Origin of the sequence: Morganella psychrotolerans, assembly GCF_965118875.1 — a bacterium.
Classification (GTDB): domain Bacteria; phylum Pseudomonadota; class Gammaproteobacteria; order Enterobacterales; family Enterobacteriaceae; genus Morganella; species Morganella psychrotolerans_C.
The window spans coordinates 34,446-58,449 of the sequence record NZ_CBCPJD010000002.1 but is presented as its reverse complement, the minus strand read 5'-3'; the positions used below and the strand labels follow the sequence as shown (position 1 = coordinate 58,449).

The following is a 24,004-nucleotide window of genomic DNA, read 5'->3' as shown; positions in this document are numbered from 1 at the left end:
TTAAACTATATTTTACAGTATATTTGATATGAATGCATTTTGATACACATCACCTTAATAGTGTGACGTACATCTTATTTAATGATGAAACGTCAATATTATGAAACATATAAAAATAAATGATGCGGAAAAGTAAATTAATTACTATTAATATGATAATACCGTTAGTTTATTTTGGTTATTTTACGCATTATAATTTTAAACTAAACCATTCAGCTCAAAAAACGCGGTAATAATATTATTCTTATCCATAAATAAAAGCCCGGTTTTATCAATATATACCGGGCGTCTATACCCAACGTCATTCAAGATGCAGGAAGGCGGCAAGGGAGGACTGACGGGGAGCATACATTAGTATGTGACCCGGCCGGATGAGCGCGGCCAACGAGCCTGCAGTTTGAATGAATAAGGGTATATGCTCATGACGATAATCTTAAAGTATGTTTCAGCGCGTACCCTGCTCTTCGGTAAACTGTGCCAGCAGATAGGAAAGGTAATCTGTCAGCAGATCATCATCCTGTAATGATAAAAGCTGTTCCAGTGCGGTATCTGTGAAGAATTTTTGCCAGAACAGCCGCTTGGCATCACGGGAGGCATTTGTGGCTTTTACCTGCTCCCGGACACGGGCGGCAAGCTGTAGTTTCACCGGGGCATCTGCGGGTATTGCCTGCATCACCCGGTGTTTCAGGAATTGGGTATATACGGGGTTTCCGCCGCAGATCAGCGCTATCTGTACCGGCAGTACATCAATTGTCGCAGGAGAGATAAATGAGGCGGTTTCCGGTGAGTCAGTCACATTACAAAAGCAGCGGTGCCTGTTTGCCAGAGCCAGTACCTGCTGATTAACCTCCGGTGAATCAGTTGCTGCAAATGCCAGCCAGCAATCATCCGGCCACAACGTGCTGTCAAACGGCGCTTCAGTGCATGTCAGTTGCGGGCGTTCCGCCAGTGTGGCAAAGTCGCTGTGAAAATAGCGTGCAACTACAGTGACATTTGCGCCGGCCTGCAACAGCGCCTGACATTTATGCAGAGCAACCTCTCCCCCGCCTACAATCAGGCACATTTTTCCCTGTAAGTCACAAAACAACGGATAGCGCAGCATAATGTTTTTTCTCCGGATTATTCGGTCAGAAAGTATTTTTCGCATCATATCCCGCCCGCGTCATCCACGCAGCACTCCGCTGCTGACTTTGCGGTACAGCGCCGGAAACTGTCGGCGGGCAAACAGGGGTATGGAGGAATGTCTTTAGCATCAGGGAGTGCTGATTTCAGCTTCGGTAGATAGGCTGATAACGGGCAAAACGAAAAGTCGCTGTAAATACATCCCTGTAAGCTCAGGCGTGCCATCCATGGCGCGCATGCTTTTCGTTTCTCTGCCCGTTATCTGCCTTTTACATGGGCATTTATAAAAGGCAGAGATCGCGTTCAATTTGAAAGAATTCAGATTTAAAAATAAAGGCGAAAATGTATCCGCTAAATCATTCAGTTTGTGGCTGAAGGATGACGCGGATTTGGCATCAGGGAGTACTAATTTCAGCACCGGGGGCGGGCTGATAACGGGCAAAACGAAAAGTCGCTGTAAATACATCCCTGTAAGCTCAGGCGCGCCATCCATGGCGCGCATGCTTTTCGTTCGCCTGCCCGTTATCTGCCTTTTACATGAACATTTATAAAAGACAGAGATAAAATTCAATTTGTAAGAATTAAGATTTTAAAAAAGGTGAAATATATCCGCTAAATCATTCAGTTTGTGGCAAGGCGGCAAGTGAAGATAGTCGGGGAGCATACATCAGTATGTGACCCGGATAGCTGAGCGAAGCCAACACCGCCACAGGCTGAAGGATGACGCGGATAATCATTCAGTCTGTGGCAAGGCGGTAAGTGAAGAAATCCGGGGAGCATACACAAGTATGTGACCCGGATTTCTGAGCGCAGCCAACACAGCCACAGGCTGAAGGATGACGCGGGATTAGCGAACGCCGCCCGGCGTCATGCACACTTCGTGTACTTGAGGATAAAATATATCCAGCTGGTGGCGCTGGATCCAGTCATAAATAAAATCTTTATCGTGCTGTACATCATCGTAGATAAGCCCGATAACACTGCCGCTGTGTGCGACATTCAGCCCGTAAATTTTATTTTGCTCTGCCAGTTCAAACAGCCCGTTAAAACCGGGCTTGGGCAGAAGATCCTGGCTGGCTATCGCACTCAGTGTTGCGGCCTCCCCCAGGCGTTGCGGGCTTTGCTGTTCACAGGCTGTATTGAGGCACTTCCACGCCTGTTCCAGCTGAGTTTCACGGGCTAACAACGCCGCACGGCGATCCCGCTTATGAAAATCCTCTGTCAGCACAATATCCGGGCTTTCCAGTAACAGAATGTTCAGGTCTGGTGCCCAGTCGAGAGAGATTTGCGTGCCGGCAGTCTGATGATCAAACAGTGTCAGAGAAGAGAAAAGCGTACTGTCTGTCGGTTCAATATCCACACACAGTGCTGCCAGGGTTTCCGGTGATAATTCGTGTCCGTAAAACCGCGCCGTTGCCTGTGCAGTTGCTGCAATATCTGCGGTACTGCTCGCCAGCCCTTTGCCGACAGGGATTGTTGAGTCATATTCAATACGCAGCATGCCGGTCGCTTCCGGAACAATATCCAGATGCCTGAGTACCCGCTCCAGCATCTGGCGCATGCGGGGGCGCTCCAGCCCCAGCGGCACATCTTCAGTGACAGATACATAGCTGAACCAGTTGATCGGACAGGAAACCAGTTTCTCGCCCCCGAGGATCCATCCCTGTAATAATTCACCACAGGATGCCGGACAGTGTGCCTCAGCCATGTTGGAATACCTGTTTTAATGCGCCGATAAGATGGCGGTTTTCCGCCTGGCTGCGGACAGCGATGCGGTAATACGAGCCATCAAGCCCCGGATAGTTCTGGCAGCGGCGGATAAGCAGCTTATATTTAAGCAGGGCAGACTGTAATTCCACACCATTAAGACAGCGGATAAAAATATAGTTTGCTGTCGGCTCGCGGATTTTGAGCAGCGGAAACTGACGCAATTCCTGACACAAATACTCACGCTGTGAAGCAATCAGTTCCTGAGTTTTACAGATATACTCTTTATCATCCAGCAGGACTTCTCCCACCAGCGCCGCCAGTCCGTTAATCGTCCAGGGCTCCCGCCATCCTTTCAGATTACTGATAACATGACTGTCACCGCAAAGCAGATAACCCAGGCGCAGTCCCGGAATGGCAAAAAATTTCGTCAGGGAGCGCAGCAGATACAAATAGCGGGTTTCCGGCAGACGTGCGGTCAGCGGTGAGCCTTCCGGCAGGAAATCAATAAAAGCTTCATCGACAATAAGATGGATATGGCGGGATTCACACAGAGAAACCAGTTTATGCAGCAATGCAATATCCGGCATCAAACCGGTCGGGTTATTCGGTGTGGCAATAAAAACACAATCAGGGCGGCGGGCTTCAATATCTGCCAGCAGAGAGTCATCCGGCTGGAAGTCATTCTCTTCTGTCAGTGCGTGTTCAATGATGTCACAACCCAGGTGTTCCAGTGCTCTGCGGTACTCGGCAAATCCGGGGGTTAATAATAGTGCGCTGTGCGGGTTCAGATGGCGCACCAGCGAGTAAATCAGTTCGGTTTCACCGTTCCCGGCAATGACCTGCCCCAGTTCACATCCGGCACCTTTAGCCAGTGCAGCGTGCAGGTAACGGTATTCAATATCAGGATAGCGCTCAATAACGGATAAGTTGTCGCGGATAATGGCTTTAACCCGGTCGGGTGGTCCCAGCGGATTAATATTGGCACTAAAATCGAAAATTGATGCGGGTGAGATCCCCAGATGCTCAGCCACTTCAACTACATTACCACCGTGTTCACTCATAGCCTCCTCCAAATCTGAGGCTGCACACAGTATGATCTGCATACAACCGGATGCTTATACCCTTACTCATTCAAACCGCAGGTTCGTTGGCAGTACTCAGCCAGCCGGGTCACATAGTTTATCTGTGCTCCCCGTCAGTCTTCCTTGCCTCCTGCCTGCATCCTGAATGACGTTGGGTAATATTATTTTAAGGATAACACTATGACACCGCTTCTAACGGGGGTTCCTGCGTAATATCAATTTGTGTGGCAGCAAATGCCAGAACCTGATGAAGATTAACCACATCCCCGACAACAATCAGTGCCGGCGGGTGTAGTTTAAGGCGCGCGGCTTCGTCCGGTAATGTGGTCAGTGTGCCGGTAACCACCTGCTGGCGCTGCTGGCTTGCATACATCACAACAGCCGCCGGGGTATCAGGCGATTTTCCGTTATCAATTAATAACTGACTGATTTCTGCCAGGCGGGTCATCCCCATCAGAATAACCAGGGTACCGCTTAATGCGGCCAGCGCCTGCCAGTTCTGAGGTTCATTCCCCTGACACATGTGACCGGTGACAACATGGAAGCTGGATGCGTGGTCGCGGTGTGTGACCGGGATACCCGCGTATGCCAGCCCGCCGATAGAAGAACTGATCCCCGGGATGACTTCAAAATCCAGCCCTTTTTGTGCCAGTGATTCCGCCTCTTCACCGCCACGGCCAAATACATACGGATCCCCGCCTTTCAGACGGACAACATTTTTGCCTTCTGACGCGTATTTCACCAGAATGTCGTTAATTTCATCCTGCGGAACCGGATGATGGTTCGGTGTTTTGCCGACATTAATAATTTTGCATCCGGACGGCGCACAAGCGATTAACTCAGGATTGACAAGACGGTCATGCACTAATACTTCGGCATGGCGTATACAATGAAGTCCCTTTACGGTAATTAATGATGCATCTCCGGGTCCGGCTCCGACAAGCCATACTTTACCTTCGCTCATTTTATTGCCTTATCAATTAAAGTAATCAACAGAAAGAAACAACACCATTGTTATCATCATCATTTGTGCTGGTAATACTTACACCCTGATGACTATTAAAAATACGTCTTATTAATGATGTCTTAATAGATGAACAGCAGTATTAATTAATCATTACCGATATTCTTTGATCTGCTCACGATAAATGCTTAATAAAGACAATTCTGTTTAATATTTTGTATTATCGAATAATAACAGAAAAAAATACATGATTTATGTCTCAATAATACGTTCACGCTACGGAAGAGTTCATACAAAAAAATCAAGAAGATCAATAATTTTCAAACACATGAAATAAATGATTTTTTACATGATCCGCCTAAAACCAAGTCATTATCAACAACAAACAAATTACTATTGTTTTATTTTAAATTAACAACTTATGATAATAAGAACATTTATTTCACATATTAATGTCTATTTGTGAAATTAAATAGATCTGTTTTTATTTATCTTGATCACAAATCAAGTATTTATGTGAACAACATCACAAACTGTAATATGTCGATATATAAAAACAGAGTTTTATGTTTTATTAAACCCGAATATAAATAGCCGTAACAAATTTACTATATCAAAAATCGGCAATGTTAATTAAATGATCATTAATTTTTTTCATGTCGCTGTTCAGCATTTTTCATTTTGCTAATGATCATGAAAATAAAAAGACAGTCACCGGGTTAATTTATTTAACCTTTTTTTGCTTTCCTGTTATCAGGACGTTTTTTTGGCAACAATATAGTGTCAAAGGTAGCGTATGAATAAGGCACAAAAACAGGTTTTTGTTATTGCCGGAACCAGTAGCGGTTGCGGTAAAACCACCATTACGCTGGGAATTATGCGGGCGCTGAGTGCCCGCGGACTGACGGTTCAGCCCTGCAAAGTCGGCCCTGATTATCTCGACAGCAGCTGGCATACCACAGTAACCGGTGTCCCCTCCCGTAATCTGGACGCTTTTATGCTGCCGGAATCCATCCTGACTTCTCAGTTTCATCATTATATGCAGGATAAAGACGCAGGTGTTATTGAAGGCGTGATGGGGCTCTATGACGGTTTTGGTACTGATCCGCACTATTGCAGTACTGCCGCGATGGCAAAACAACTCGGCTGTCCGGTCATCTTACTGGTCGACGGCAAAGCGGTTTCCACTTCTATTGCCGCCTCTGTTATGGGTTTTCAGCATTTCGACCCGACACTGAATATTGCCGGTGTGCTGATTAACCGGGTCAACAGTGACAATCACTATCAGCTTTTGAAACACGCGATTGAACATTATTGCGACGTGCCTGTTCTCGGCTACATTCCGGTTATGTCCGATATTGAACTGCCTTCCCGCCACCTGGGACTTATTCCGCCGCAGGAGCAGACACAACAGACAGAACGCTGGCAGCGGCTGGCTGAGCAGATTGAAAAAACAACCGATATCAGCAAGTTACTCACACTGACACAGTGGCAGGCACCGCAGGTCTGTGCGACTCCGCTTCTGACCACTCCGGATGCCGGACGCGGTCTGACAGTCGCGGTGGCACAGGATGCCGCCTTTAACTTCTATTATCCCGATAATCTGGATCTCATCCGCCATTCCGGCGCAGAAATCATCACTTTCAGCCCGCTGCATGACAAAAAACTGCCTGACGCGTGCGATATGATTTATATCGGCGGGGGCTACCCGGAAGTTTACGCAGAGCAACTGTCCGCCAATAAAGAGATGCGGGAGGCTTTACTTGCCGCCCACCAGCACGGTATTCCTGTTTATGCTGAATGCGGCGGTCTGATGTATCTCGGGGACACCCTGACCGACAGCAACAACCAGGCTTACCCGATGACCGGCATTATCAGCGGACACAGCACAATGGGTAACCGTCTCAGGCGTTTCGGCTACTGTGAGGGAACCGCGCTGACAGATACCACACTGGTTAAAGCAGGTGATCGCCTGCGCGGGCATGAGTTCCATTATTCTGATTTCGTGACTGATTTGGCGCCTGCGTTTGAATTTATCAAAGAGCGGGACGGCGAAGTGCAAAAACGCTGGACGGGCGGTTACCAGGTCGGAAATACCTTTGCCGGTTATCTGCATGTGCATTTTGCCCAGCGTCCGGGATTACTCGATCACTGGTTCTCTCTTGCGCGGTGCGTGTTATGACACTGCTGAGCTGGCTGATTGCCTTTCTCCTCGACTGGCGCCTCGGTGACCCGGAGCACTGGCCGCACCCGATCCGCTGGATTGGCAATGCTATCCGCAAAACAGAACGTATGATCCGCAGCCGCTGCCGGAGTGACGCCGCACTGCGCCGGGGCGGCATCGTACTGTGGATTGTGATTGTCGGCGGCACCTGGGTTATCAGCTACGGCGTGCTGGCGCTGGCCTTTTATCTCGAAACCAGTCTTGGTTGGCTGGTTACTGTCTGGATGACTTACACCGCGCTGGCAACCCGCTGTTTACAGGATTCTGCCATGCGGGTGTATCACGCCCTGAAAGCCGGAAATTTAGCCGAAAGCCGAGAAAAACTCTCATGGATTGTCGGGCGGGATACCAGCGAACTGATGCCGCCGCAAATCACCAGGGCAGTCACTGAAACGGTTGCAGAAAATACCGTCGATGGCGTGATAGCCCCGCTGTTCTTCTTATTACTCGGTGGCGCACCACTGGCGATGGCATACAAAGCCGTCAATACTCTCGATTCCATGGTGGGCTATAAAAATGATAAATACCGCGATATCGGGATGTTTTCCGCCCGCGCGGATGATGTCGCCAATTATATTCCGGCACGCCTGAGCTGGCTGCTGTTCACCTTTGCCGCCCGTATCTTAAAACTCAATAACCAGCTCGCTTACACCATCGGACTGCGCGACCACGCTAATCACCGCAGCCCAAACAGCGGCTGGTCAGAAGCAACGGTTGCCGGTGCGCTCGGTGTCCGCCTCGGCGGCCCGAATACCTATTTTGGTCAGTTAGTTGATAAACCATGGCTCGGCAACGATACGCGGGAAATTAATGCAGACGATATTCTCAGCACCATCCGGTTGATGTGGGTTGCTTCCTCCGCCGCGCTGGCACTGTTTGCTGTCGTTTATCTTCTGTCACAGTGGATTTTGTAAGGGAAAATGATGAGTTATATACAACAACCGCAGGAAATCGAAAAAAATAGTTTCCTGATCATTGATGACATTATCCGGGATTCTCGCCCGGAGTACCGCTTTACCAGTGATGATCACGCCGCCATTATCAAGCGCGCTATCCACACAACGGCTGATTTTGACTGGCTGGATATTCTGCATTTCTCTGAGGGAGTGATTGAGACTCTCCGCGACGGTATCGCCCGCGGTTGTACGCTTTATACCGATACCACCATGGCGCTGTCAGGGATCAATAAAAACCGCCTGGCACAATACGGCTCAGAATGCCGCTGCTATGTCAGCGACCCGCGAGTGGTTGCCGCAGCAAAAGCACAGCAAATCACCCGTTCGATGGCCGCGGTTGATATCGCCATGCAGGAGCCGGGTGAGAAAATTTTTGTCTTCGGTAATGCACCGACCGCCCTGTTCCGGGTTATGGAGCACGCAGAAAAACCGGTTGCCGTTGTCGGTGTCCCGGTCGGTTTTGTGGGCGCGGCTGAATCCAAAGATGCTCTTGCGGCGAGTAATTTGCCGTGCATCGCCGCCCTCGGGCGTAAAGGCGGCAGTAATGTTGCCGCCGCGATTATTAACGCTATCCTCTACCGGATGCCGGAGGCGTAATCATGACGCAGGAAAACACCACAGCCACAGATGACAACGGAACCGGTGTTGTCTGGCACAAAGGCAAAGCACTGCGCAAAGGTTATACAACCGGCTCCTGTGCGACAGCAGCGGCGAAAGTCGCTGCGCTGATGGTGTTGCGTCAGGAAGTTATTCAGCAGGTCTCTATCGTCACACCGTCTGGTGTCGCGTTGTCCCTGAATGTGGAAGAGCCGCTGATTTGCGGACAAACCGCCACCGCCGCTATCCGCAAGGATGGCGGTGATGATATTGATGCCACCCACGGCATGCTGATTTTTGCCCGCGTGGTTATCAATGACAGTGGAATCATCACATTAGACGGTGGTGAAGGTGTCGGGCGGGTAACGAAAGTCGGGGTCGGGCTGCCGATAGGCGATGCCGCGATCAACAAAACCCCGCGCCAGACAATAGAAGCCGCTGTCCGTGAAGCCATCGGACCAAACCGGGGTGCGGATGTCACGATTTTTGCCCCCGAAGGCGAAGAGCGCGCGAAAAAAACCTATAACGGACGCCTGGGTATTCTCGGCGGGATCTCCGTGATCGGCACCAGCGGTATTGTCACACCGATGTCGGAAGAGAGCTGGAAGCGCTCGCTCTCCATTGAATTAGAGATGAAACGTGCGCAGGGTCTGACTCGGATCTTTTTAGTGCCGGGCAACCACGGCGAGCGTTTTGTTAATGAACAGCTCGGGCTGGACGGCAACTATGTCGTCACCATGAGTAACTTTGTGGGTTACATGTTGCAGGAAGTCACGCGGCTGAAATTCGAGCATGTCGTGATCCTCGGGCATTTCGGCAAGCTGGTTAAAATCGCCGCCGGTATTTTCCACACTCACAGCCATATTGCGGATGCGAGGATGGAAACACTCATTTCAAATCTTGCTTTAATCGGCGCGCCGCTCTCCCTGTTACAGGAAGTTGACGACTGCACCACAACAGAAGCAGCAATTGAGCTTATCAATGCTCAGGGCTTTCAGGCGGTTTACCCGCGCATTGCAGAGAAAATCTGTGATCGCGTTAATCAGATGCTGCGCTTTTCTGATTCACCGCCGCAATGCGATGCCATTTTGTTCTCATTTGATAATCAGGTGCTGGGGACAAACCGTCCGCTGAGCGCCATTACGGAGGGATTCCGATGATTTATGTAACCGGCGTGGGTCCGGGGTCACAGGCGTATCTGACCCGGCGGGCAACTGATGCAATTTCCGGTGCGGATATTTTAATCGGCGGACAGCGTCACCTGAATGAATTTGCCGATCTGCATATTGAAACCAAAGTAATTGATGCCGATGTCAGCGGACTGATGCACTGGATAGCGGAACGTCTTGATCGCCGTATTGTGATCCTCGCGTCCGGCGACCCGATGTATTTCGGTATCGGCAAACGAATTTGTGACACCTTTGCACCGGAGCAGGTACAGATAATCCCGGGGATAAGCTCGGTGCAGTATCTGTGCGCCAAAGTGGGCATGGATATGAATGATATCTATCTCACCAGCAGCCATAACCGCAGCCCGGACTTTGACTGGCTGCTCGGTCATGAGCGTATTGGTATGGTCACAGATAAAAATATCGGCCCTAAAGAAATTGCCTCTGAAATTATTCAGCGCCGACAGAACCGCCGCCTGATAATTGGTGAAAATTTGTCGATGCGCAATGAACGGATAACCATTCTCAATGCGGATCAGGTTATGGGCGACTACGACATGAATGTCGTGTTAATCGACAAAAAAGGCAGTGAGGTTTTCTGATGAAAGACGCACTTTTTCTGCGCGGGCAGCAAATCCCGATGACCAAAGAGCCGGTGCGGGCGCTTGCGCTCTCACGGCTTGATTTACAGGGCGCTGCACGGCTGATTGATGTGGGCGCGGGCACCGGCAGCATTGCTATTGAAGCTGCACTCCGCTATCCGGCGCTGGATATTATTGCCATCGAAAAAAAACCGGACGCCGTCGCACTTATCAAAGAGAACTGCCTCCACTTTCAGTGCCCGCAGATCCGCCTGATTGAAGCGTATGCGCCTGTGGAAATCGCCGAAAAAGCAGATGCCGTATTTGTCGGCGGCACCGGCGGCAATCTCACAGAGATTATCGACTGGTCACTTGACCATCTGCATAACGACGGCACCCTGGTCATGACCTTTATCCTGCTGGATAACCTGACGCAGGCGATTACCCATCTGAAACAGTGCGAAGTTACTGAGCTGGATTGCTGTGAATTACAGGCGGGTCACATGACCGCGCTCGGACACAGTTACTATTTTAAACCGAATAACCCTACCTATCTTATTTCCTGTCGTAAGGAGGCCCGTTGTGGCTGAACAGTTTGACCACCAAAAAGTCTGGTTTGTGGGCGCCGGTCCCGGGGATATCAGTCTTATCACCCTGAAAGGCTACCGTATTTTACAACAGGCTGACATCGTCATTTATGCCGGATCACTGATTAATACAGAGCTTCTGGATTACTGCAAAGACGGTGTTGTGAGCTATGACAGCGCGGGCATGACCCTGGACGATATCATCACTGTCATGGTTGATGGTGTGAAAAGTAACAAACTGGTGGTGCGCTTACAGACCGGTGACCTCTCTATTTACGGCTCCATCCGCGAACAGGGTGAAGTGCTCAATGAGCACAATATCGGCTTCAGTGCGATCCCGGGAGTCAGTTCTTTCCTGGGCGCTGCCGCAGAACTGGGCGTGGAATACACAGTACCGGAAGTGTCACAAAGCCTGATTATCACCCGCATTGAAGGCCGCACGCCGATGCCGCCGAAAGAGAGCCTGCGCAGCTTTGCCGCTCACCAGACCTCTATGGCTATTTTCCTCTCCGTGCAGGATATCTCCGGTGTGGTTGAACAATTAACCGGGGGCGGTTATCCGGCAGAAACCCCGGTTGCCGTGGTGTACAAAGCCACCTGGCCGGACTGTCAGGTGCTGCGCAGCACACTGGAAAATATCACTGTCGCGGTACGTGATGCGAAAATCCGCAAAACAGCGCTGATTCTGGTCGGGCCTTTCCTGGGCAACGAATACCATTATTCCAAACTGTACGATGCAGGCTTCAGCCATGAATACCGGAAAGCCTCAGAGTAAGCGCATTGCGCTGTTTTGTCTGACACCGGGCGGCAAAGCACTGGCGGAAAAAATCCGCCCGTTGCTACCGGTGACCTGTTACACCAGCGAAAAACTGGTGTCAGACGGCTTTGAGCCCTTTATCGGTGGTTTCAGAGCAGGGCTGCAACAGGCATTCCGTGATAACGATGCATTAATCGTGATTGGTGCAACCGGTATCACGGTGCGCGTTCTCGCGCCGGTAATTGAAGACAAAATGAGTGATCCTGCCGTAATTGTGATGGATGAAAAAGGGCAGTTTATTATCAGCCTGCTCTCCGGACATCTCGGCGGCGCAAATGAACTGGCAGTCTGGCTGGCAGAGCGGATCGGCGGACAGGCGGTGATAACCACCGCCACTGATGTCAATCAGGTAACCAGTTTTGATCTGCTGGCTCAGGAGATGGATGCCACATTCACCGATTTCCGTCAAACCGTCAAAACGCTAAATCAGATGATGGTCAGCGGTCAGCGTATCGGGATCTGGTGGCATCCGGACGTTGCCGGTGAACAGGATAAGTACGCCACTCCCGGATTGATACAGGTGGATAACCTGCGCAATCTGCCGGAACTGGATGCTTTAGTCTGTGTAAGCTATCGCAGTGAAGAAATATTACTGTCTATACCGGTTTATAAACTTATTCCGCGCCGGATTATAGCGGGCATGGGTTGCCGGAAAGAAACTGCAACTGAGGCGGTCCTGCGCCTGTTTGCAGAGCAGTTGGCAGAAAATAATCTGCTGCCGCAGGCCGTCCGGGCTATCGGCAGCATCGAATTAAAAGCAGAAGAACCAGCTTTACTGGCACTCGCGGAGCATTACCGCGTGCCATTTACTGTTTTCAGTGCTGAGGAACTGGCACCCGTTGCGGCGCAGTTCCCGGCATCCGAATTTGTTAAGAAAACCGTGGGCGTAGGGAGTGTTTCCCAACCGGTGGCCTGGCTTATGAGCCGTGGTCACCTGATCGGACAAACCCGTAAAGACCAGGGGATCACCATTACGTTAGGAGCAGAAACAATATGTTAACCGTTATAGGCATTGGTCCCGGCAGCGAAGCCATGATGACCGGAGAAGCCATCGCCGCACTGAAAGAAGCGGAAGTGGTTGTGGGATATAAAACCTATACCCATCTGGTGAAACCTCTGGTAGGCGATAAAGAAGTGATCAAAACCGGGATGTGTAAAGAGATTGAGCGCTGCCGTCTGGCTATCGATCTGGCACAGGAAGGTAAAAACGTTGCGATGGTATGCAGCGGTGACGCCGGTATTTACGGCATGGCCGGGCTTATCCTCGAAATTGTCACCAAAGAAAAACGGGATATCAAAGTTCGTGTTGTCCCGGGCATTACCGCCAGTATCGCCGCCGCGTCCCTGCTGGGTGCGCCACTGATGCATGACTTTTGCCACATCAGTCTGAGTGACCTGCTGACGCCGTGGGAAGTCATCGAAAAACGCGTTATTGCAGCAGCTGATGCTGATTTTGTTATCTGTTTCTATAACCCCCGCAGCCATGGTCGTGAAGGTCATCTGGCGCGTGCATTTGAACTGATGGCGCCGTACAAAGCAGCCACAACGCCGGTCGGGGTTGTCAAAGCGGCAGCGCGTAAGAAAGAAGAGAAGTGGATAACCACCTTCGGTGAGATGGAATATGAGCGCGTTGATATGACAAGCCTGGTGATCGTCGGTAATAAATCCACTTATATCAGTGATGACCTGATGATCACACCACGGGGATACGTACTGTGATCCCGCGCGGGCTGCTGATTTTCGGCGGGACCGGGGATGCCCGCCTGCTCTGTGAGCGCCTGGATGCACAGGGAGTGGCTTACAAGCTCTCTGTCGCCACGCCGGCAGGTCGTCAGCAGGCTGCGGGGTTACAGGGTGAGATCCTCGAGGGCCGGATGGATGCAAATGAGATGGCAGATTTCTGCCGCCGTCATGAGATTAGCGTACTGGCTGATCTCTCCCATCCGTACGCCGCTGTACTCAGTGAGAATATCTTACAGGTGCAGCGCGAGCTGGAAATTCCGCTGGTGCGTTATAACCGCCCGAGTCACATTGACACCGTTGATAACCCGCTGGTGCATAAAGTGGACTCCATTGACAGCGCCTGTGAACTGGCAATGCAGCTCGGGGAGCGGATTTTACTGACAACGGGCAGTAAACAACTGGCGGACTATATTGCGCACCTGCCGGGTAAAACCGTACTGGCACGCGTTTTACCGACACAGGATGTTCTCGCACAGTGTGAATCTTACGGGCTGACTATCGACCAGATTTTTGCCCTGAAAGGCCCGTTTTCTGCTGAGTTTAATGAATCCTTTTACCGCTACTGTAATGCGGATGTGGTTATCACCAAAGAGTCCGGCGCTCAGGGCGGATTCAGTGAGAAAGTAGCACCCTGCCTGGCGCTGGGGATCCCCTGCATTGTGGTGGTTCGCCCGCAGACACAGGTGTCCGGTGATGTAACTGAATTAAATAATCTTTCCGGGGTAGAGCAGTATCTGATATCCCGTTTTTCTGTCTGTTGATTTACTGAGGTTATGAGATGAAAAAAGCGTTATTAGTGATTAGTTTCGGCACCAGTTACGCGGAAACCAGGGAAAAAAATATTGAAAGCTGTGAAAAACAGCTCGCGGCAGCGTTTCCCGGCCGTGATTTTTTCCGTGCCTTTACGTCCGGTATGATTATCCGCAAATTAAAAACGCGCGATAACCTGCATATCGATAACCCCGAAGAAGCACTGCGTCACCTGCACGAGCAGGGTTATGAGGATGTGGCGATACAGTCTCTGCATGTGATTAATGGCGGTGAGTACGAAAAAATTGTCAGCCAGGTCGAAAAATACCGTCCGTTCTTCCGTTATCTGCGCGTGGGTAAACCACTGCTGAGCAGCTTTGACGATTACTCACAACTGATTGATGCTCTGCATTTCCAGATGCCGGAACTCAAAGACGATGAACGCGTGGTCTTTATGGGGCACGGTGCCTCGCACCATGCGTTCTCCGCATACGCCTGTCTTGATCACATGATGACCAACAGCGGTTTTCCGGGTCGCGTTGGTGCCGTCGAAAGCTATCCTGAAATTGATTTAATTATCAAAGGACTGAAAGCCGACAATATCCGCAAAGTGCATCTTATGCCGCTGATGCTGGTTGCCGGTGACCATGCCATTAACGACATGGCATCTGACGAAGAAGATTCATGGCGCACACAGCTTGAGCAGGCCGGTATTGAAGCTATGCCATGGTTACAGGGCATGGGCGAAAACAACATGATCCGCCAGATGTTTGTCGAACATCTCGCACAAACAATGGATAACGCGGAGTAAGGTCCTTACATACATGAGCGAACAAACAGAACAACCACAGGGCAGACTCTACGCTATCGGCACCGGTCCCGGCGCCAGCGATCTGATTACAGTACGCGGTGCGCGGATCATCAGTGAACTGGACATTCTGTATGCACCGGCCGGGAAAAAAGATGCCCCGAGCCTGGCACATACTATTGTTGCCCCGTATATCACCGGAAAAACCACGGTGAAAACCTATCACTTCCTGATGAAAGCCCCGCAGGAAGCGAAAGAAGCAGTCTGGGATGATGTTGCAAAAGCAATTCAGGAAGATGTGGCTGACGGTAAAAAAGTCGGTTTCATTACCCTGGGTGATTCCATGCTGTTCAGTACCTGGGTCTCCTTACTGGAACGCATCGGCAACCAGCCATGGCTGGAAGTCGTACCGGGCGTGACCTCGTTTGCCGCCATCGCCTCACGCGCGGTTGTGCCGCTGGCGATGGAAACCCAGAGCCTTGCCGTTATGGCGTGTACCGCATCGCCCGAAGAACTTGAGCATGCGATTACCCATCACGATTGTATTGTTTTAATGAAAGTTTATGGTCGTTTACAACAGGTACGCGATCTGCTCCGCCGCCATGACTTATTTGACCATGCCATACTGATGGCCGACGCGACGCTGGAAAGCGAACAGTGTTGGACACGGTTGGATGAGATAGACGACGAACAGACACTGCCTTATTTCTCAACGGTATTAATTAATAAAACCCGGAAATAATTCGGTGAGGTTGTTATGCAACAGAAACTCACGCAGTTCTCGTTAACCGGTGCCGCCGTCACAATTTTGCTGATGATCGCACCTCAGGAAGCCTTTGCCATGCATATCATGGAAGGCTTTTTACCGCCGATGTGGGCTATTGCCTGGTGGCTGATTTTCCTGCCGTTTCTTGTGGCAGGGATTGTCCGTCTCAAAGCGATTGTTCAGGAAGATGCCAACCAGAAAGTACTGCTGGCACTGTGCGGCGCATTTATCTTTGTGCTCTCCGCACTGAAGATCCCGTCAGTAACCGGAAGCTGCTCTCACCCGACCGGGGTGGCGCTGGCGGTTATTCTGTTCGGGCCGTCAGTTGTGGCGGTGCTCGGCTCTATTGTTCTGTTGTTCCAGGCACTGATGCTGGCACACGGCGGGCTGACCACACTGGGTGCCAACGGCATGTCGATGGCAGTTATCGGACCGATGGTCGGTTATCTTATCTGGCGTTTCACCACCAAACTCGGCTGGCGTAAAGATGTCTGCGTCTTCCTTGTGGCGGTGTTTGCCGATCTGACCACCTACTTTGTCACCTCTGTTCAGCTCGGTGTCGCCTTCCCTGATCCACAAATGGGTATGGGCGCGGCTATCCTGAAATTCATGAGTATTTTCTGTCTGACTCAGGTGCCGATTGCCATTGCTGAAGGTCTGCTCACTGTGATGGTTTATGACCAGTTAGTGAAACGAAACCTGGTGGGAAATGAGGTACGGGCATGAAAAAGACACTGATTTTACTGTTTCTGACCATCGCTATTTTTATCATCCCGTTTTTTATCGATCACGGTGGTGAATATGGCGGATCAGATGATCAGGCTGAACAGCAGATCCTTGCTATCGCGCCGGATTATGAACCCTGGTTTGAATCCCTGTATGAACCGGCCAGTGGTGAAATCGAAAGCCTGTTATTTACCTTACAGGGCTGTTTAGGCACCGCAGTTATTTTCTATGTGCTCGGTTACTACCGCAGCGGCCGGAAAAATGCAAAGCCTTGATGCGCTGAGTTATCAAAGCCGCTGGCGTCAGCGTGATCCGAGGACGAAATTCGCCCTCTACGTTCTGATGATGGTGCTGGCGATGAGCCTGCCTCCGGCAGGCCAGGCGGCTTTACTTATTATTATCGCAGCGTTTACCTGCTGGTTATTACGGGTATCACCGCTGCGCTATCTGAAATGGCTGCTGATCCCGTTCAGTTTTCTGGCGGTCGGTCTGGTGGCCATTATTATTTCCTTTGCCCGCCAGCCGGATGTATTACTGTGGAGTATTCATCTCGGAAAGTACTGGATAGGATTAGATCCCGCAGGTATTGCAACAGCAAATCTGACATTCTGGCGCAGTATGGCGGCACTTGCCGCGACATTCTGGTTTATGCTCAATATGCCGTTTGAACAGCTGATAAAACTGATGAAACACGGACGTATTCCGCTGGTGCTTATCGAACAAATCCTGCTGACGTGGCGGTTTATTTTTATCTTTCTGGAAGAAGCCGCAGTGATTTATCACGCACAGTCCCTGCGCTTCGGCTACCGCAACCTGTGTACGGGCTACCGCTCGCTGGCCATGCTGGTAACCATGCTATTTTCCAGAGTCATGATGCGCTATCAGCAGATGTCGGTTGCACTCGATGTGAAGTTATATCAGGGGAATTTTCATATATGAACCAGCGCCCTCAATTAGCCGTTAATGACCTCACTTTCCGCTATCAGGATGATAATATTCTGAAAAACCTGACAATGGATTTCAGTGAGCATCAGGTAACCGGAATTATCGGCGCAAACGGCTGTGGAAAATCCACCCTGTTTATGAATTTATCCGGTATTCTCAAACCGCAGCACGGACAGGTTCTCTGGCATGGCAAGCCGCTGAATTATAACAAAAAAGCCCTTCTTGAGCTGCGTTCACACGTTGTGACAGTCTTCCAGGACCCGGATTTACAGATCTTTTATACTGACGTGGACAGCGATATCGCCTTTGCCCTGCGTAATCTCGGGATGGATGAAGCAGAGATAAAACGCCGGACTGATGAAGCGCTGCGCCTGGTCGATGCGCTCTCTTTCCGCGATAAGCCGATTCAGCACCTGAGTTTCGGACAGAAAAAACGGGTCGCGATCGCCGGTGCGCTGGTCATGGAATCGGACTATCTGTTGCTCGATGAACCCACCGCCGGACTTGATCCCGCCGGACGGCAACATATGATTTCCCTGCTCGCCCGCATTGCCGCCGCAGGCAAACACATTGTCATTTCCAGCCATGATATTGACCTTATCTATCAGGTTTGTGATGGTATTTACGTGATGTCGCACGGCGAAGTGTGTGGCCACGGCACACCGGAAGCGGTTTTTCTGCAAAAAGAGATGATAACCGCCGCCGGTCTGGAACAGCCCTGGCTGGTCAAACTTCACTGTGAGACCGGTCTGCCGCTGTGTAAAACTGAACAGGCGCTGTTTGCACAACTGCAACAGCAAACAACTCCCGCCGCCGGGACACTAGAGGTAATGGCATGACAGTTTCACTGATGATCCAGGGCACTGCTTCCGATGTCGGAAAGAGTGTATTAGTCGCCGGATTCTGCCGGATTTTCTCTCAGGACGGCTATCACTGCGCCCCGTTTAAATCACAGAACATGGCACTGAACTCGGGGATCACCCGTGACGGCAAGGAGATGGGACGCGCCCAGATTTTTCAGGCGGAAGCCGCCGGTATTGAGCCGGATGTGCGCATGAACCCTGTTTTACTCAAACCGACCTCTGACCGCAAATCTCAGGTGGTACTGATGGGTAAAGTCGCCAACAACATGGACGCGGTGGAATATCACAACTATAAACCACAGCTGCGGACACTGATCCACGAGGTCTATAACAGTCTTGCCGCTGAGCACGACATCATCGTGCTGGAAGGTGCGGGCAGCCCTGCGGAGATCAATCTGCGCGATGGCGACATTGTCAATATGGGTATGGCGGAGATGATCGACGCACCCGTGATCCTGGTGGCAGATATCGATCGCGGCGGGGTATTTGCCTCTATTTACGGCACCCTGGCCCTGCTCAGTGATCAGGAACGCGCCCGGGTAATCGGGGTTATCATCAATAAATTCCGTGGCGATGTTGCTCTGTTAATGCCCGGGATCACACAGATCGAAGGGCTCACCAACGTTCCGGTTCTGGGCGTGTTACCGTGGCTGGATGTCGATCTGGAAGATGAAGACGGCGTGGCATTGCAGGTCGGTAAATATGACGGCAAAACAGAGAAAGTGCTGGATATTGTCGTGGTTCAGTTACCGCACATTGCTAATTTTACTGATTTTAATGCCCTTGCCACGCAACCGGATGTCCGCCTGCGTTATGAATCAGATCCGAAAGCCCTCGGTGAACCGGATCTGCTGATTATCCCGGGCAGTAAAAATACCCTGGGTGATCTGCTGTGGCTGCGCCAGAAAGGCATGGATAAAACGATCCTGACACAACACGCAAAAGGCACGCCGGTTGCCGGTATTTGCGGCGGGTATCAGATCCTCGGCAAACATATTTATGACGATATCGAATCCGGCATGTCAGATTTACCGGGACTGGGGTTGCTCGATATCACCACCCGTTTTTCCCCGGAAAAAAATACCACACAAACCGCCGGAACCATCAGCAGCACACTGCCGGGGATCTGGTCGGCATGCACCACACAGCCGGTCAGCGGTTATGAGATCCACATGGGCGTATCAGAATTAGGTCCGGATGCACTGGCGTTTGCGCACATGCATCAGAAAAACCGGGAGCCCTGCAATCATGCAGATGGCGCAGTCAGCCCGGACGGCAGCGTGATGGGGTCTTATCTGCACGGAATATTCGACAGAAATAATTTCACCCGCCCTTTGCTAAATAAATTACGGGAATCTAAAGGGCTTGAGCCATTGCCCGAAAGTATTTTTGATTATGCCCTGCACAAGGAAGAGCAGTTCAATATTCTCGCCGCACAGATGCGGGAACATCTGGATATCGCAGAGATCACCCGTCTGATGCGCGCGCACAAGGAAAAAACAGCATGATTATTATCACCGGCGGCGCCCGCAGCGGAAAAAGCAGTTTTGCCGAAAATCTTGTCGCGGAAAGGTGCCACAGCGCACTGTATATCGCCACATCTGTCATTACTGACGATGAAATGGCGGCACGTGTCGCCCGCCATAAAGCTGATCGCCCGCAGCACTGGCGGACCCGGGAGGGCTTTAAAAACATTGCAGATGCCATCCGTTATGAGCGCAAACCCGGCGAAGGGATTATGCTGGAATGCATCACCACACTTATCGCCAACCTGCTTTATGATGCCTCAGGGGGCGCTGATCCCGATACGCTGGATTATGCAAAACTGGAAATCGGCATCAACAGCGAAATCGACCATATCATCGATGCCTGCAAAGAGAGCGAATGCCCGGTGTATATCGTCACTAATGAGCTGGGCATGAGCATCACGCCGGAAAACCGCCTGGCGCGCCACTTTGTGGATATCGCCGGGCGTATTAACCAAAAGCTTGCCCGTCAGGCAGAACAGGTCTGGCTGGTCGTTTCCGGGATCGGAGTTCAAATCAAATGAATCTGAAATACCTGTGGGCGACACTGCAATTTATCACCCGCATCCCTGTGCCTGCGCACTGGAGTGAAGGAACTGAATTTCAGGAGTACCGCCGCGGGGTTCCGTACTTTCCGGTTGCCGGACTAATTGTCGGCGTCATCGCTGCACTGTTCACCGTCTGGATAGATTACTCCGCGCAAAGCCCGCTGATTGCAGCACTCGGATATGTATTTGCCCTGATGTTACTGACCGGAGGGTTTCATCTCGACGGTCTGGCTGATACCTGCGACGGTATTTTCTCCGCCCGGAAACGAGAGCGGATGCTGGAGATTATGCGCGACAGCCGCATCGGTACGCATGGTTGTCTGGCGCTGGTTTTTGCGCTGATGGCAAAATCAGCCGCCGCTTATGAAGTCCTTATGTTACATCCCCTCTCTCTGATGACCGCCGCCGGGCTGCTGGTTTGTGCTCCGGTCGCCGGGCGCACCTGTATGTCGCTGCTGATGTATAACCAGCGCTACGCCCGCGAAGGGGAAGGTATGGGCAATATTTATATCGGGCGCATCAGCCTGCGCCGGTTTATCACCACGCTGGCAACCGGCGCCGTCATTGTTACGCTGCTCGGCGGCATGAAAGCATTTGGCGCGCTGATTATTACTGCCTTTATTATTTACGGGCTCGGGCGCTATTTTTGTCATCACCTCGGCGGACAAACCGGAGATACCCTCGGTGCCGCTGAAGAGTGCGGAGAGATTCTGTTTCTGCTCGCACTCTTCTGGATGTGACTGTGAGCCTCAGCCGCTTTATTCTTGTCCGTCACGGTGAAACCACCGGTAACCGGGACTGTTTATTTTACGGCAGCACGAATCTTCCCCTGACAGATACCGGTCACAACCAAGCCGCCGCTGTCGCGGACTATCTGAAGCAGGTACATATTGATAGCGTGCTGACCAGCGGGTTACTGCGTGCTCAACAAACCGCAGAACATATTATTGCGCCGGACAGAAAAACATACACCACTGAACCACAACTGAATGAAATGGACTTCGGTGACTGGGAAATGTGCCATTTCAGTGAGATAGCCACCCGTTTCCCGGCAGACTGGGAAGGCTGGATAAATGACTGGCAGAACGCGACGCCTACAAACGGAGAGCCGTTTCCGGTCTTCGCCGCGCGGGTACAAACTCTTGCTGACACGCTGCGCCAGCAAGCAGCAGGCAACCCCGGCACCCGGCTTATTGTGGCACATAAAGGTGTTCTGGGGCTGATGATTGCCCGCTGGTTTGGTCTGCCTGCTGATGCCATGTGGCAGTTTCCCTGTGAGCAGGACAGTTACAGCGTGGTCGAATGCCGCGCCGGATTTATGACGTTATCTGTATTTAACGGGCGGTCACCTTATACGCCTGTTGTTTAATTATATACCCAACGTCATTCAGGATGCAGCCAACAAACCTGCAGTTTGAATGAATAAGGGTATACGCCTGTTGTTTAATTATAAAATAATAATGTGAGCAAACGACAATGACGACACTGGAAGACCTGATCCGTGCAATACCGCCATTGGATCACACCGCCATGCAGATGGCAGAGCAGCATATCGGGGGATTAGCCAAGCCCCCGCGCAGCCTGGGACGGCTGGAAGACCTTGCTGTTCTCCTCGCAGGCATGCCGGGTATTGATAAACTCGATGATTTACCAAAAGAAATTATTGTGATGTGTGCGGATCACGGCGTATTTGAAGAAGGCGTCGCCGTCACACCACAGAATGTTACCGCTATTCAGGCACGTAATATCCAAAAGCAGCTGACCGGTGTTTGTGCGGTTGCCCGCAGCAGCGGAACCAGCGTGCTGCCGGTGGATATCGGTATTGATTGTGAGCCTATCGACGGCATGATCAGCCTGAAACTGGCACGGGGCTGCGGCAATATCGCCAAAGGTCCGGCAATGTCTTACCAGGATGCCGAACACCTGCTGGTAGCCAGTGCAGAATTAGTCAGAACCCGCGTGGCAGAGGGTATCCGCGTGATCGGTACCGGTGAGCTGGGTATTGCCAATACCACTCCGGCCTCAGCCATGATCAGTGTGCTGTGCGGGCTTGATCCACATGATACTGTCGGGATCGGTGCCAATCTTCCGCTGGATCGCGTTTCCCATAAAGAAGCGATAGTGCGTCAGGCTATCGCGCTGAATCAGCCGGACCCGGCGGATGCGGTTGATGTGCTTGCCAAAATCGGCGGGTATGACCTGACCGGGATGACCGGGGTTATCCTTGGCGCTGCCGCCTGCGGTATCCCGGTTGTTCTTGATGGTTTTTTATCCTACGCTTGTGCGATAGCCGCTTGTCGCCTGGCACCAAAAGTCCGTGATTATCTGATCCCGTCTCATTTTTCTGCGGAAAAAGGCGCGGGTATCGCCTTAGAGCAACTCGGACTCAAACCGTTCTTATATTTAGATCTCCGCCTGGGTGAAGGCAGTGGCGCGGCATTAGCAATGTCAGTCATCAACGCCGCGTGCAGTATGTACTGCTATATGGGACATCAGGCCGCCAGTGGTTTCTCGCTGCCGCCGTCTCCGACCCGGTAAAATGGATATTTTTTTAGGGAGTAAAACGCAATGCGAAAGAAGATCCCAAAAACGGATTTACTGATAACCTTTGAGGCTGTCGCACAATATGAAAGCTACACGCGGGCAGCGGAAGAGCTATCACTGACCCAGAGTGCCGTTTTCCGCCAGATAGCCGGGCTGGAAGAGTTTTTAAATGTGTCGCTGTTTCATCACGTCCGTAAACGTATTTTTCTCAGTGATGCGGGAAAACATTACCTCGGGCTGGTACATGAAACTCTGGATAAACTGGAGAAAGACACGCAGGATATTATGTCCTGGCAATCCTCCCAGCAACTGTTTGAACTGGCGGTCACGCCGACATTCAGCACACACTGGCTTATCCCCAATCTTCAGGGGTTTCGTGAGAAACATCCGGAAATCGCATTGAGCATCAGTGCATTAACCACACCATCCGATTTTACCAGCCTGAAATATGACGCGGCAATTATGCGGGAAGATTTCTGCAATCCGTGGCCGGACTTTGAATATCTGTTTGAAGAAGAACTGGTACCGGTATGCAGCCGGATGCTGTGTGATGACAGTGTCAAACTCACCACCAGCCAGGTACTGGAAGAATTTACCCTGCTGCACCAGACCACACGGCTGGACGCGTGGAGTGACTGGTTCCAGCTTTCCGGAATTCACAATCCGAAAACCCGTGTCGGCCCGCGCTTTGATTTGCTCTCTATGCTTATCTCCGCAATCCGCTCCAATCTCGGTGTGGCACTTCTGCCGCGCTTTGCGATACAAAAAGATCTGGAAAACGGTGATTTGGTTATTCCGTGCGACCTGCCGATGAGCACCGGCAACCGTTTTGTTCTCACCTATAAAGAGGACAAAAAGGGATCCCTGAATCTGCGTAAATTCAGTGACTGGATCCATCAGAAATCACGGGAAAAAGAGCTGATATTGCCTTAATACCAAACAAGTACCGGACAAAAAAAGTGATACCTCACGGTAT

General features: G+C 51.1%; 27 protein-coding genes. 22 read left to right on the top strand and 5 right to left on the bottom strand.

Translation table 11 applies throughout. From position 1 onward, the window contains the following. Positions 1-445: 445 nt before the first annotated feature. From ACMHKJ_RS03795 to cobA, 5 genes are all read right to left on the bottom strand, one after another. Positions 446-1,102 carry a precorrin-2 dehydrogenase/sirohydrochlorin ferrochelatase family protein gene (locus tag ACMHKJ_RS03795; protein WP_413492167.1) on the bottom strand — a complete coding sequence of 219 codons (657 nt, stop codon included), beginning with the start codon at positions 1,100-1,102 and terminating at the stop codon, positions 446-448. Between the two features lie 150 nt (positions 1,103-1,252). After that, complete coding sequence (locus tag ACMHKJ_RS03790; RefSeq protein ID WP_413492166.1) at positions 1,253-1,624, bottom strand: hypothetical protein; 372 nt, start codon at positions 1,622-1,624, stop codon at positions 1,253-1,255. A gap of 345 nt (positions 1,625-1,969) precedes the next feature. Next, positions 1,970-2,830: a GHMP family kinase ATP-binding protein gene (locus ACMHKJ_RS03785; RefSeq protein ID WP_413492165.1), complete on the bottom strand. Its 861-nt coding sequence runs from the start codon at positions 2,828-2,830 to the stop codon at positions 1,970-1,972. Beyond that, positions 2,823-3,935 (bottom strand): threonine-phosphate decarboxylase CobD, encoded by a 1,113-nt coding sequence (gene cobD, locus ACMHKJ_RS03780; RefSeq protein WP_413492164.1) that lies wholly within the window; start codon positions 3,933-3,935, stop codon positions 2,823-2,825. Before cobD ends, ACMHKJ_RS03785 begins: the two co-directional genes overlap by 8 nt. 157 nt (positions 3,936-4,092) lie before the next feature. Continuing rightward, positions 4,093-4,878 carry a uroporphyrinogen-III C-methyltransferase gene (cobA, locus tag ACMHKJ_RS03775; RefSeq protein ID WP_413492162.1) on the bottom strand — a complete coding sequence of 262 codons (786 nt, stop codon included), beginning with the start codon at positions 4,876-4,878 and terminating at the stop codon, positions 4,093-4,095. 796 nt (positions 4,879-5,674) lie between these two features. On the opposite strand from cobA, the gene ACMHKJ_RS03770 reads away from it, so the two are divergent. From ACMHKJ_RS03770 to ACMHKJ_RS03665, 22 genes are all read left to right on the top strand, one after another. Further along, entirely contained in the window at positions 5,675-7,060 is a 1,386-nt protein-coding gene (locus ACMHKJ_RS03770) for a cobyrinate a,c-diamide synthase (RefSeq protein ID WP_413492161.1), read from the top strand. Then, positions 7,057-8,016: an adenosylcobinamide-phosphate synthase CbiB gene (gene cbiB / locus ACMHKJ_RS03765; protein ID WP_413492160.1), complete on the top strand. Its 960-nt coding sequence runs from the start codon at positions 7,057-7,059 to the stop codon at positions 8,014-8,016. The genes ACMHKJ_RS03770 and cbiB overlap by 4 nt, the downstream gene beginning before the upstream one ends. Before the next feature lie 9 nt (positions 8,017-8,025). Next, positions 8,026-8,655, top strand: a complete 630-nt coding sequence (locus tag ACMHKJ_RS03760) for a cobalt-precorrin-8 methylmutase (RefSeq protein ID WP_413492159.1) — start codon at positions 8,026-8,028, stop codon at positions 8,653-8,655. A 2-nt stretch (positions 8,656-8,657) separates the two neighbouring features. Then, positions 8,658-9,815, top strand: a complete 1,158-nt coding sequence (cbiD, locus tag ACMHKJ_RS03755; RefSeq protein ID WP_150385000.1) for a cobalt-precorrin-5B (C(1))-methyltransferase CbiD — start codon at positions 8,658-8,660, stop codon at positions 9,813-9,815. Next, positions 9,812-10,426: a cobalt-precorrin-7 (C(5))-methyltransferase gene (locus ACMHKJ_RS03750; RefSeq protein ID WP_413492158.1), complete on the top strand. Its 615-nt coding sequence runs from the start codon at positions 9,812-9,814 to the stop codon at positions 10,424-10,426. The genes cbiD and ACMHKJ_RS03750 overlap by 4 nt, the downstream gene beginning before the upstream one ends. Beyond that, on the top strand, positions 10,426-10,995 hold the full coding sequence (locus ACMHKJ_RS03745) for a decarboxylating cobalt-precorrin-6B (C(15))-methyltransferase (protein WP_413492157.1): 570 nt from the start codon (positions 10,426-10,428) through the stop codon (positions 10,993-10,995). Before ACMHKJ_RS03750 ends, ACMHKJ_RS03745 begins: the two co-directional genes overlap by 1 nt. Next, a complete protein-coding gene (locus tag ACMHKJ_RS03740; protein WP_413492156.1) occupies positions 10,988-11,767 on the top strand; it encodes a cobalt-precorrin-4 methyltransferase in 780 nt (259 codons plus the stop codon). Before ACMHKJ_RS03745 ends, ACMHKJ_RS03740 begins: the two co-directional genes overlap by 8 nt. After that, positions 11,742-12,809 carry a cobalt-precorrin 5A hydrolase gene (locus ACMHKJ_RS03735; protein ID WP_413492155.1) on the top strand — a complete coding sequence of 356 codons (1,068 nt, stop codon included), beginning with the start codon at positions 11,742-11,744 and terminating at the stop codon, positions 12,807-12,809. The genes ACMHKJ_RS03740 and ACMHKJ_RS03735 overlap by 26 nt, the downstream gene beginning before the upstream one ends. After that, the gene (locus ACMHKJ_RS03730) at positions 12,803-13,528 is read left to right on the top strand and encodes a precorrin-3B C(17)-methyltransferase (RefSeq protein ID WP_067368188.1); all 726 of its coding nucleotides are present in this window, start codon (positions 12,803-12,805) and stop codon (positions 13,526-13,528) included. Before ACMHKJ_RS03735 ends, ACMHKJ_RS03730 begins: the two co-directional genes overlap by 7 nt. Further along, positions 13,525-14,313 (top strand): cobalt-precorrin-6A reductase, encoded by a 789-nt coding sequence (locus tag ACMHKJ_RS03725; RefSeq protein ID WP_413492154.1) that lies wholly within the window; start codon positions 13,525-13,527, stop codon positions 14,311-14,313. The genes ACMHKJ_RS03730 and ACMHKJ_RS03725 overlap by 4 nt, the downstream gene beginning before the upstream one ends. 17 nt (positions 14,314-14,330) lie before the next feature. Then, a complete protein-coding gene (cbiK, locus tag ACMHKJ_RS03720) occupies positions 14,331-15,113 on the top strand; it encodes a sirohydrochlorin cobaltochelatase (RefSeq protein WP_413492153.1) in 783 nt (260 codons plus the stop codon). Between the two features lie 13 nt (positions 15,114-15,126). Next, positions 15,127-15,852 carry a cobalt-factor II C(20)-methyltransferase gene (locus tag ACMHKJ_RS03715; protein WP_413492152.1) on the top strand — a complete coding sequence of 242 codons (726 nt, stop codon included), beginning with the start codon at positions 15,127-15,129 and terminating at the stop codon, positions 15,850-15,852. A gap of 15 nt (positions 15,853-15,867) precedes the next feature. After that, a complete protein-coding gene (locus ACMHKJ_RS03710; protein WP_067368195.1) occupies positions 15,868-16,602 on the top strand; it encodes an energy-coupling factor ABC transporter permease in 735 nt (244 codons plus the stop codon). Beyond that, positions 16,599-16,877 carry an energy-coupling factor ABC transporter substrate-binding protein gene (locus ACMHKJ_RS03705; protein WP_067403461.1) on the top strand — a complete coding sequence of 93 codons (279 nt, stop codon included), beginning with the start codon at positions 16,599-16,601 and terminating at the stop codon, positions 16,875-16,877. Before ACMHKJ_RS03710 ends, ACMHKJ_RS03705 begins: the two co-directional genes overlap by 4 nt. Beyond that, positions 16,864-17,541 (top strand): energy-coupling factor ABC transporter transmembrane protein, encoded by a 678-nt coding sequence (locus tag ACMHKJ_RS03700; RefSeq protein ID WP_413492151.1) that lies wholly within the window; start codon positions 16,864-16,866, stop codon positions 17,539-17,541. The genes ACMHKJ_RS03705 and ACMHKJ_RS03700 overlap by 14 nt, the downstream gene beginning before the upstream one ends. Continuing rightward, the gene (locus ACMHKJ_RS03695; protein WP_413492150.1) at positions 17,538-18,386 is read left to right on the top strand and encodes an ATP-binding cassette domain-containing protein; all 849 of its coding nucleotides are present in this window, start codon (positions 17,538-17,540) and stop codon (positions 18,384-18,386) included. The genes ACMHKJ_RS03700 and ACMHKJ_RS03695 overlap by 4 nt, the downstream gene beginning before the upstream one ends. Beyond that, positions 18,383-19,918: a cobyric acid synthase gene (locus ACMHKJ_RS03690; RefSeq protein ID WP_413492149.1), complete on the top strand. Its 1,536-nt coding sequence runs from the start codon at positions 18,383-18,385 to the stop codon at positions 19,916-19,918. Before ACMHKJ_RS03695 ends, ACMHKJ_RS03690 begins: the two co-directional genes overlap by 4 nt. Further along, entirely contained in the window at positions 19,915-20,460 is a 546-nt protein-coding gene (gene cobU, locus ACMHKJ_RS03685) for a bifunctional adenosylcobinamide kinase/adenosylcobinamide-phosphate guanylyltransferase (protein WP_413492148.1), read from the top strand. The genes ACMHKJ_RS03690 and cobU overlap by 4 nt, the downstream gene beginning before the upstream one ends. After that, positions 20,457-21,224 carry an adenosylcobinamide-GDP ribazoletransferase gene (gene cobS, locus ACMHKJ_RS03680; RefSeq protein ID WP_413492147.1) on the top strand — a complete coding sequence of 256 codons (768 nt, stop codon included), beginning with the start codon at positions 20,457-20,459 and terminating at the stop codon, positions 21,222-21,224. Before cobU ends, cobS begins: the two co-directional genes overlap by 4 nt. Before the next feature lie 2 nt (positions 21,225-21,226). Next, positions 21,227-21,853, top strand: coding sequence for an alpha-ribazole phosphatase (gene cobC, locus ACMHKJ_RS03675; RefSeq protein ID WP_413492146.1), 627 nt, complete (start codon positions 21,227-21,229; stop codon positions 21,851-21,853). 107 nt (positions 21,854-21,960) lie between these two features. Then, positions 21,961-23,022: a nicotinate-nucleotide--dimethylbenzimidazole phosphoribosyltransferase gene (gene cobT / locus ACMHKJ_RS03670; RefSeq protein WP_413492145.1), complete on the top strand. Its 1,062-nt coding sequence runs from the start codon at positions 21,961-21,963 to the stop codon at positions 23,020-23,022. 30 nt (positions 23,023-23,052) lie between these two features. Beyond that, a complete protein-coding gene (locus tag ACMHKJ_RS03665) occupies positions 23,053-23,961 on the top strand; it encodes a LysR substrate-binding domain-containing protein (protein WP_067368221.1) in 909 nt (302 codons plus the stop codon). The last annotated feature ends 43 nt before the right edge of the window (positions 23,962-24,004 follow it).

What these genes read in the sequence shown, in the direction of transcription:
- ACMHKJ_RS03795 (WP_413492167.1), bottom strand. Translation starts at nt 1,102, where the DNA reads ATGCTGCGCTATCCGTTGTTTTGTGACTTACAGGGAAAAATGTGCCTG.
- ACMHKJ_RS03790 (WP_413492166.1), bottom strand. Translation starts at nt 1,624, where the DNA reads ATGCGCGCCATGGATGGCGCGCCTGAGCTTACAGGGATGTATTTACAG.
- ACMHKJ_RS03785 (WP_413492165.1), bottom strand. Translation starts at nt 2,830, where the DNA reads ATGGCTGAGGCACACTGTCCGGCATCCTGTGGTGAATTATTACAGGGA.
- cobD (WP_413492164.1), bottom strand. Translation starts at nt 3,935, where the DNA reads ATGCAGATCATACTGTGTGCAGCCTCAGATTTGGAGGAGGCTATGAGT.
- cobA (WP_413492162.1), bottom strand. Translation starts at nt 4,878, where the DNA reads ATGAGCGAAGGTAAAGTATGGCTTGTCGGAGCCGGACCCGGAGATGCA.
- ACMHKJ_RS03770 (WP_413492161.1), top strand. Translation starts at nt 5,675, where the DNA reads ATGAATAAGGCACAAAAACAGGTTTTTGTTATTGCCGGAACCAGTAGC.
- cbiB (WP_413492160.1), top strand. Translation starts at nt 7,057, where the DNA reads ATGACACTGCTGAGCTGGCTGATTGCCTTTCTCCTCGACTGGCGCCTC.
- ACMHKJ_RS03760 (WP_413492159.1), top strand. Translation starts at nt 8,026, where the DNA reads ATGAGTTATATACAACAACCGCAGGAAATCGAAAAAAATAGTTTCCTG.
- cbiD (WP_150385000.1), top strand. Translation starts at nt 8,658, where the DNA reads ATGACGCAGGAAAACACCACAGCCACAGATGACAACGGAACCGGTGTT.
- ACMHKJ_RS03750 (WP_413492158.1), top strand. Translation starts at nt 9,812, where the DNA reads ATGATTTATGTAACCGGCGTGGGTCCGGGGTCACAGGCGTATCTGACC.
- ACMHKJ_RS03745 (WP_413492157.1), top strand. Translation starts at nt 10,426, where the DNA reads ATGAAAGACGCACTTTTTCTGCGCGGGCAGCAAATCCCGATGACCAAA.
- ACMHKJ_RS03735 (WP_413492155.1), top strand. Translation starts at nt 11,742, where the DNA reads ATGAATACCGGAAAGCCTCAGAGTAAGCGCATTGCGCTGTTTTGTCTG.
- ACMHKJ_RS03730 (WP_067368188.1), top strand. Translation starts at nt 12,803, where the DNA reads ATGTTAACCGTTATAGGCATTGGTCCCGGCAGCGAAGCCATGATGACC.
- cbiK (WP_413492153.1), top strand. Translation starts at nt 14,331, where the DNA reads ATGAAAAAAGCGTTATTAGTGATTAGTTTCGGCACCAGTTACGCGGAA.
- ACMHKJ_RS03715 (WP_413492152.1), top strand. Translation starts at nt 15,127, where the DNA reads ATGAGCGAACAAACAGAACAACCACAGGGCAGACTCTACGCTATCGGC.
- ACMHKJ_RS03710 (WP_067368195.1), top strand. Translation starts at nt 15,868, where the DNA reads ATGCAACAGAAACTCACGCAGTTCTCGTTAACCGGTGCCGCCGTCACA.
- ACMHKJ_RS03705 (WP_067403461.1), top strand. Translation starts at nt 16,599, where the DNA reads ATGAAAAAGACACTGATTTTACTGTTTCTGACCATCGCTATTTTTATC.
- ACMHKJ_RS03700 (WP_413492151.1), top strand. Translation starts at nt 16,864, where the DNA reads ATGCAAAGCCTTGATGCGCTGAGTTATCAAAGCCGCTGGCGTCAGCGT.
- ACMHKJ_RS03695 (WP_413492150.1), top strand. Translation starts at nt 17,538, where the DNA reads ATGAACCAGCGCCCTCAATTAGCCGTTAATGACCTCACTTTCCGCTAT.
- ACMHKJ_RS03690 (WP_413492149.1), top strand. Translation starts at nt 18,383, where the DNA reads ATGACAGTTTCACTGATGATCCAGGGCACTGCTTCCGATGTCGGAAAG.
- cobU (WP_413492148.1), top strand. Translation starts at nt 19,915, where the DNA reads ATGATTATTATCACCGGCGGCGCCCGCAGCGGAAAAAGCAGTTTTGCC.
- cobS (WP_413492147.1), top strand. Translation starts at nt 20,457, where the DNA reads ATGAATCTGAAATACCTGTGGGCGACACTGCAATTTATCACCCGCATC.
- cobT (WP_413492145.1), top strand. Translation starts at nt 21,961, where the DNA reads ATGACGACACTGGAAGACCTGATCCGTGCAATACCGCCATTGGATCAC.
- ACMHKJ_RS03665 (WP_067368221.1), top strand. Translation starts at nt 23,053, where the DNA reads ATGCGAAAGAAGATCCCAAAAACGGATTTACTGATAACCTTTGAGGCT.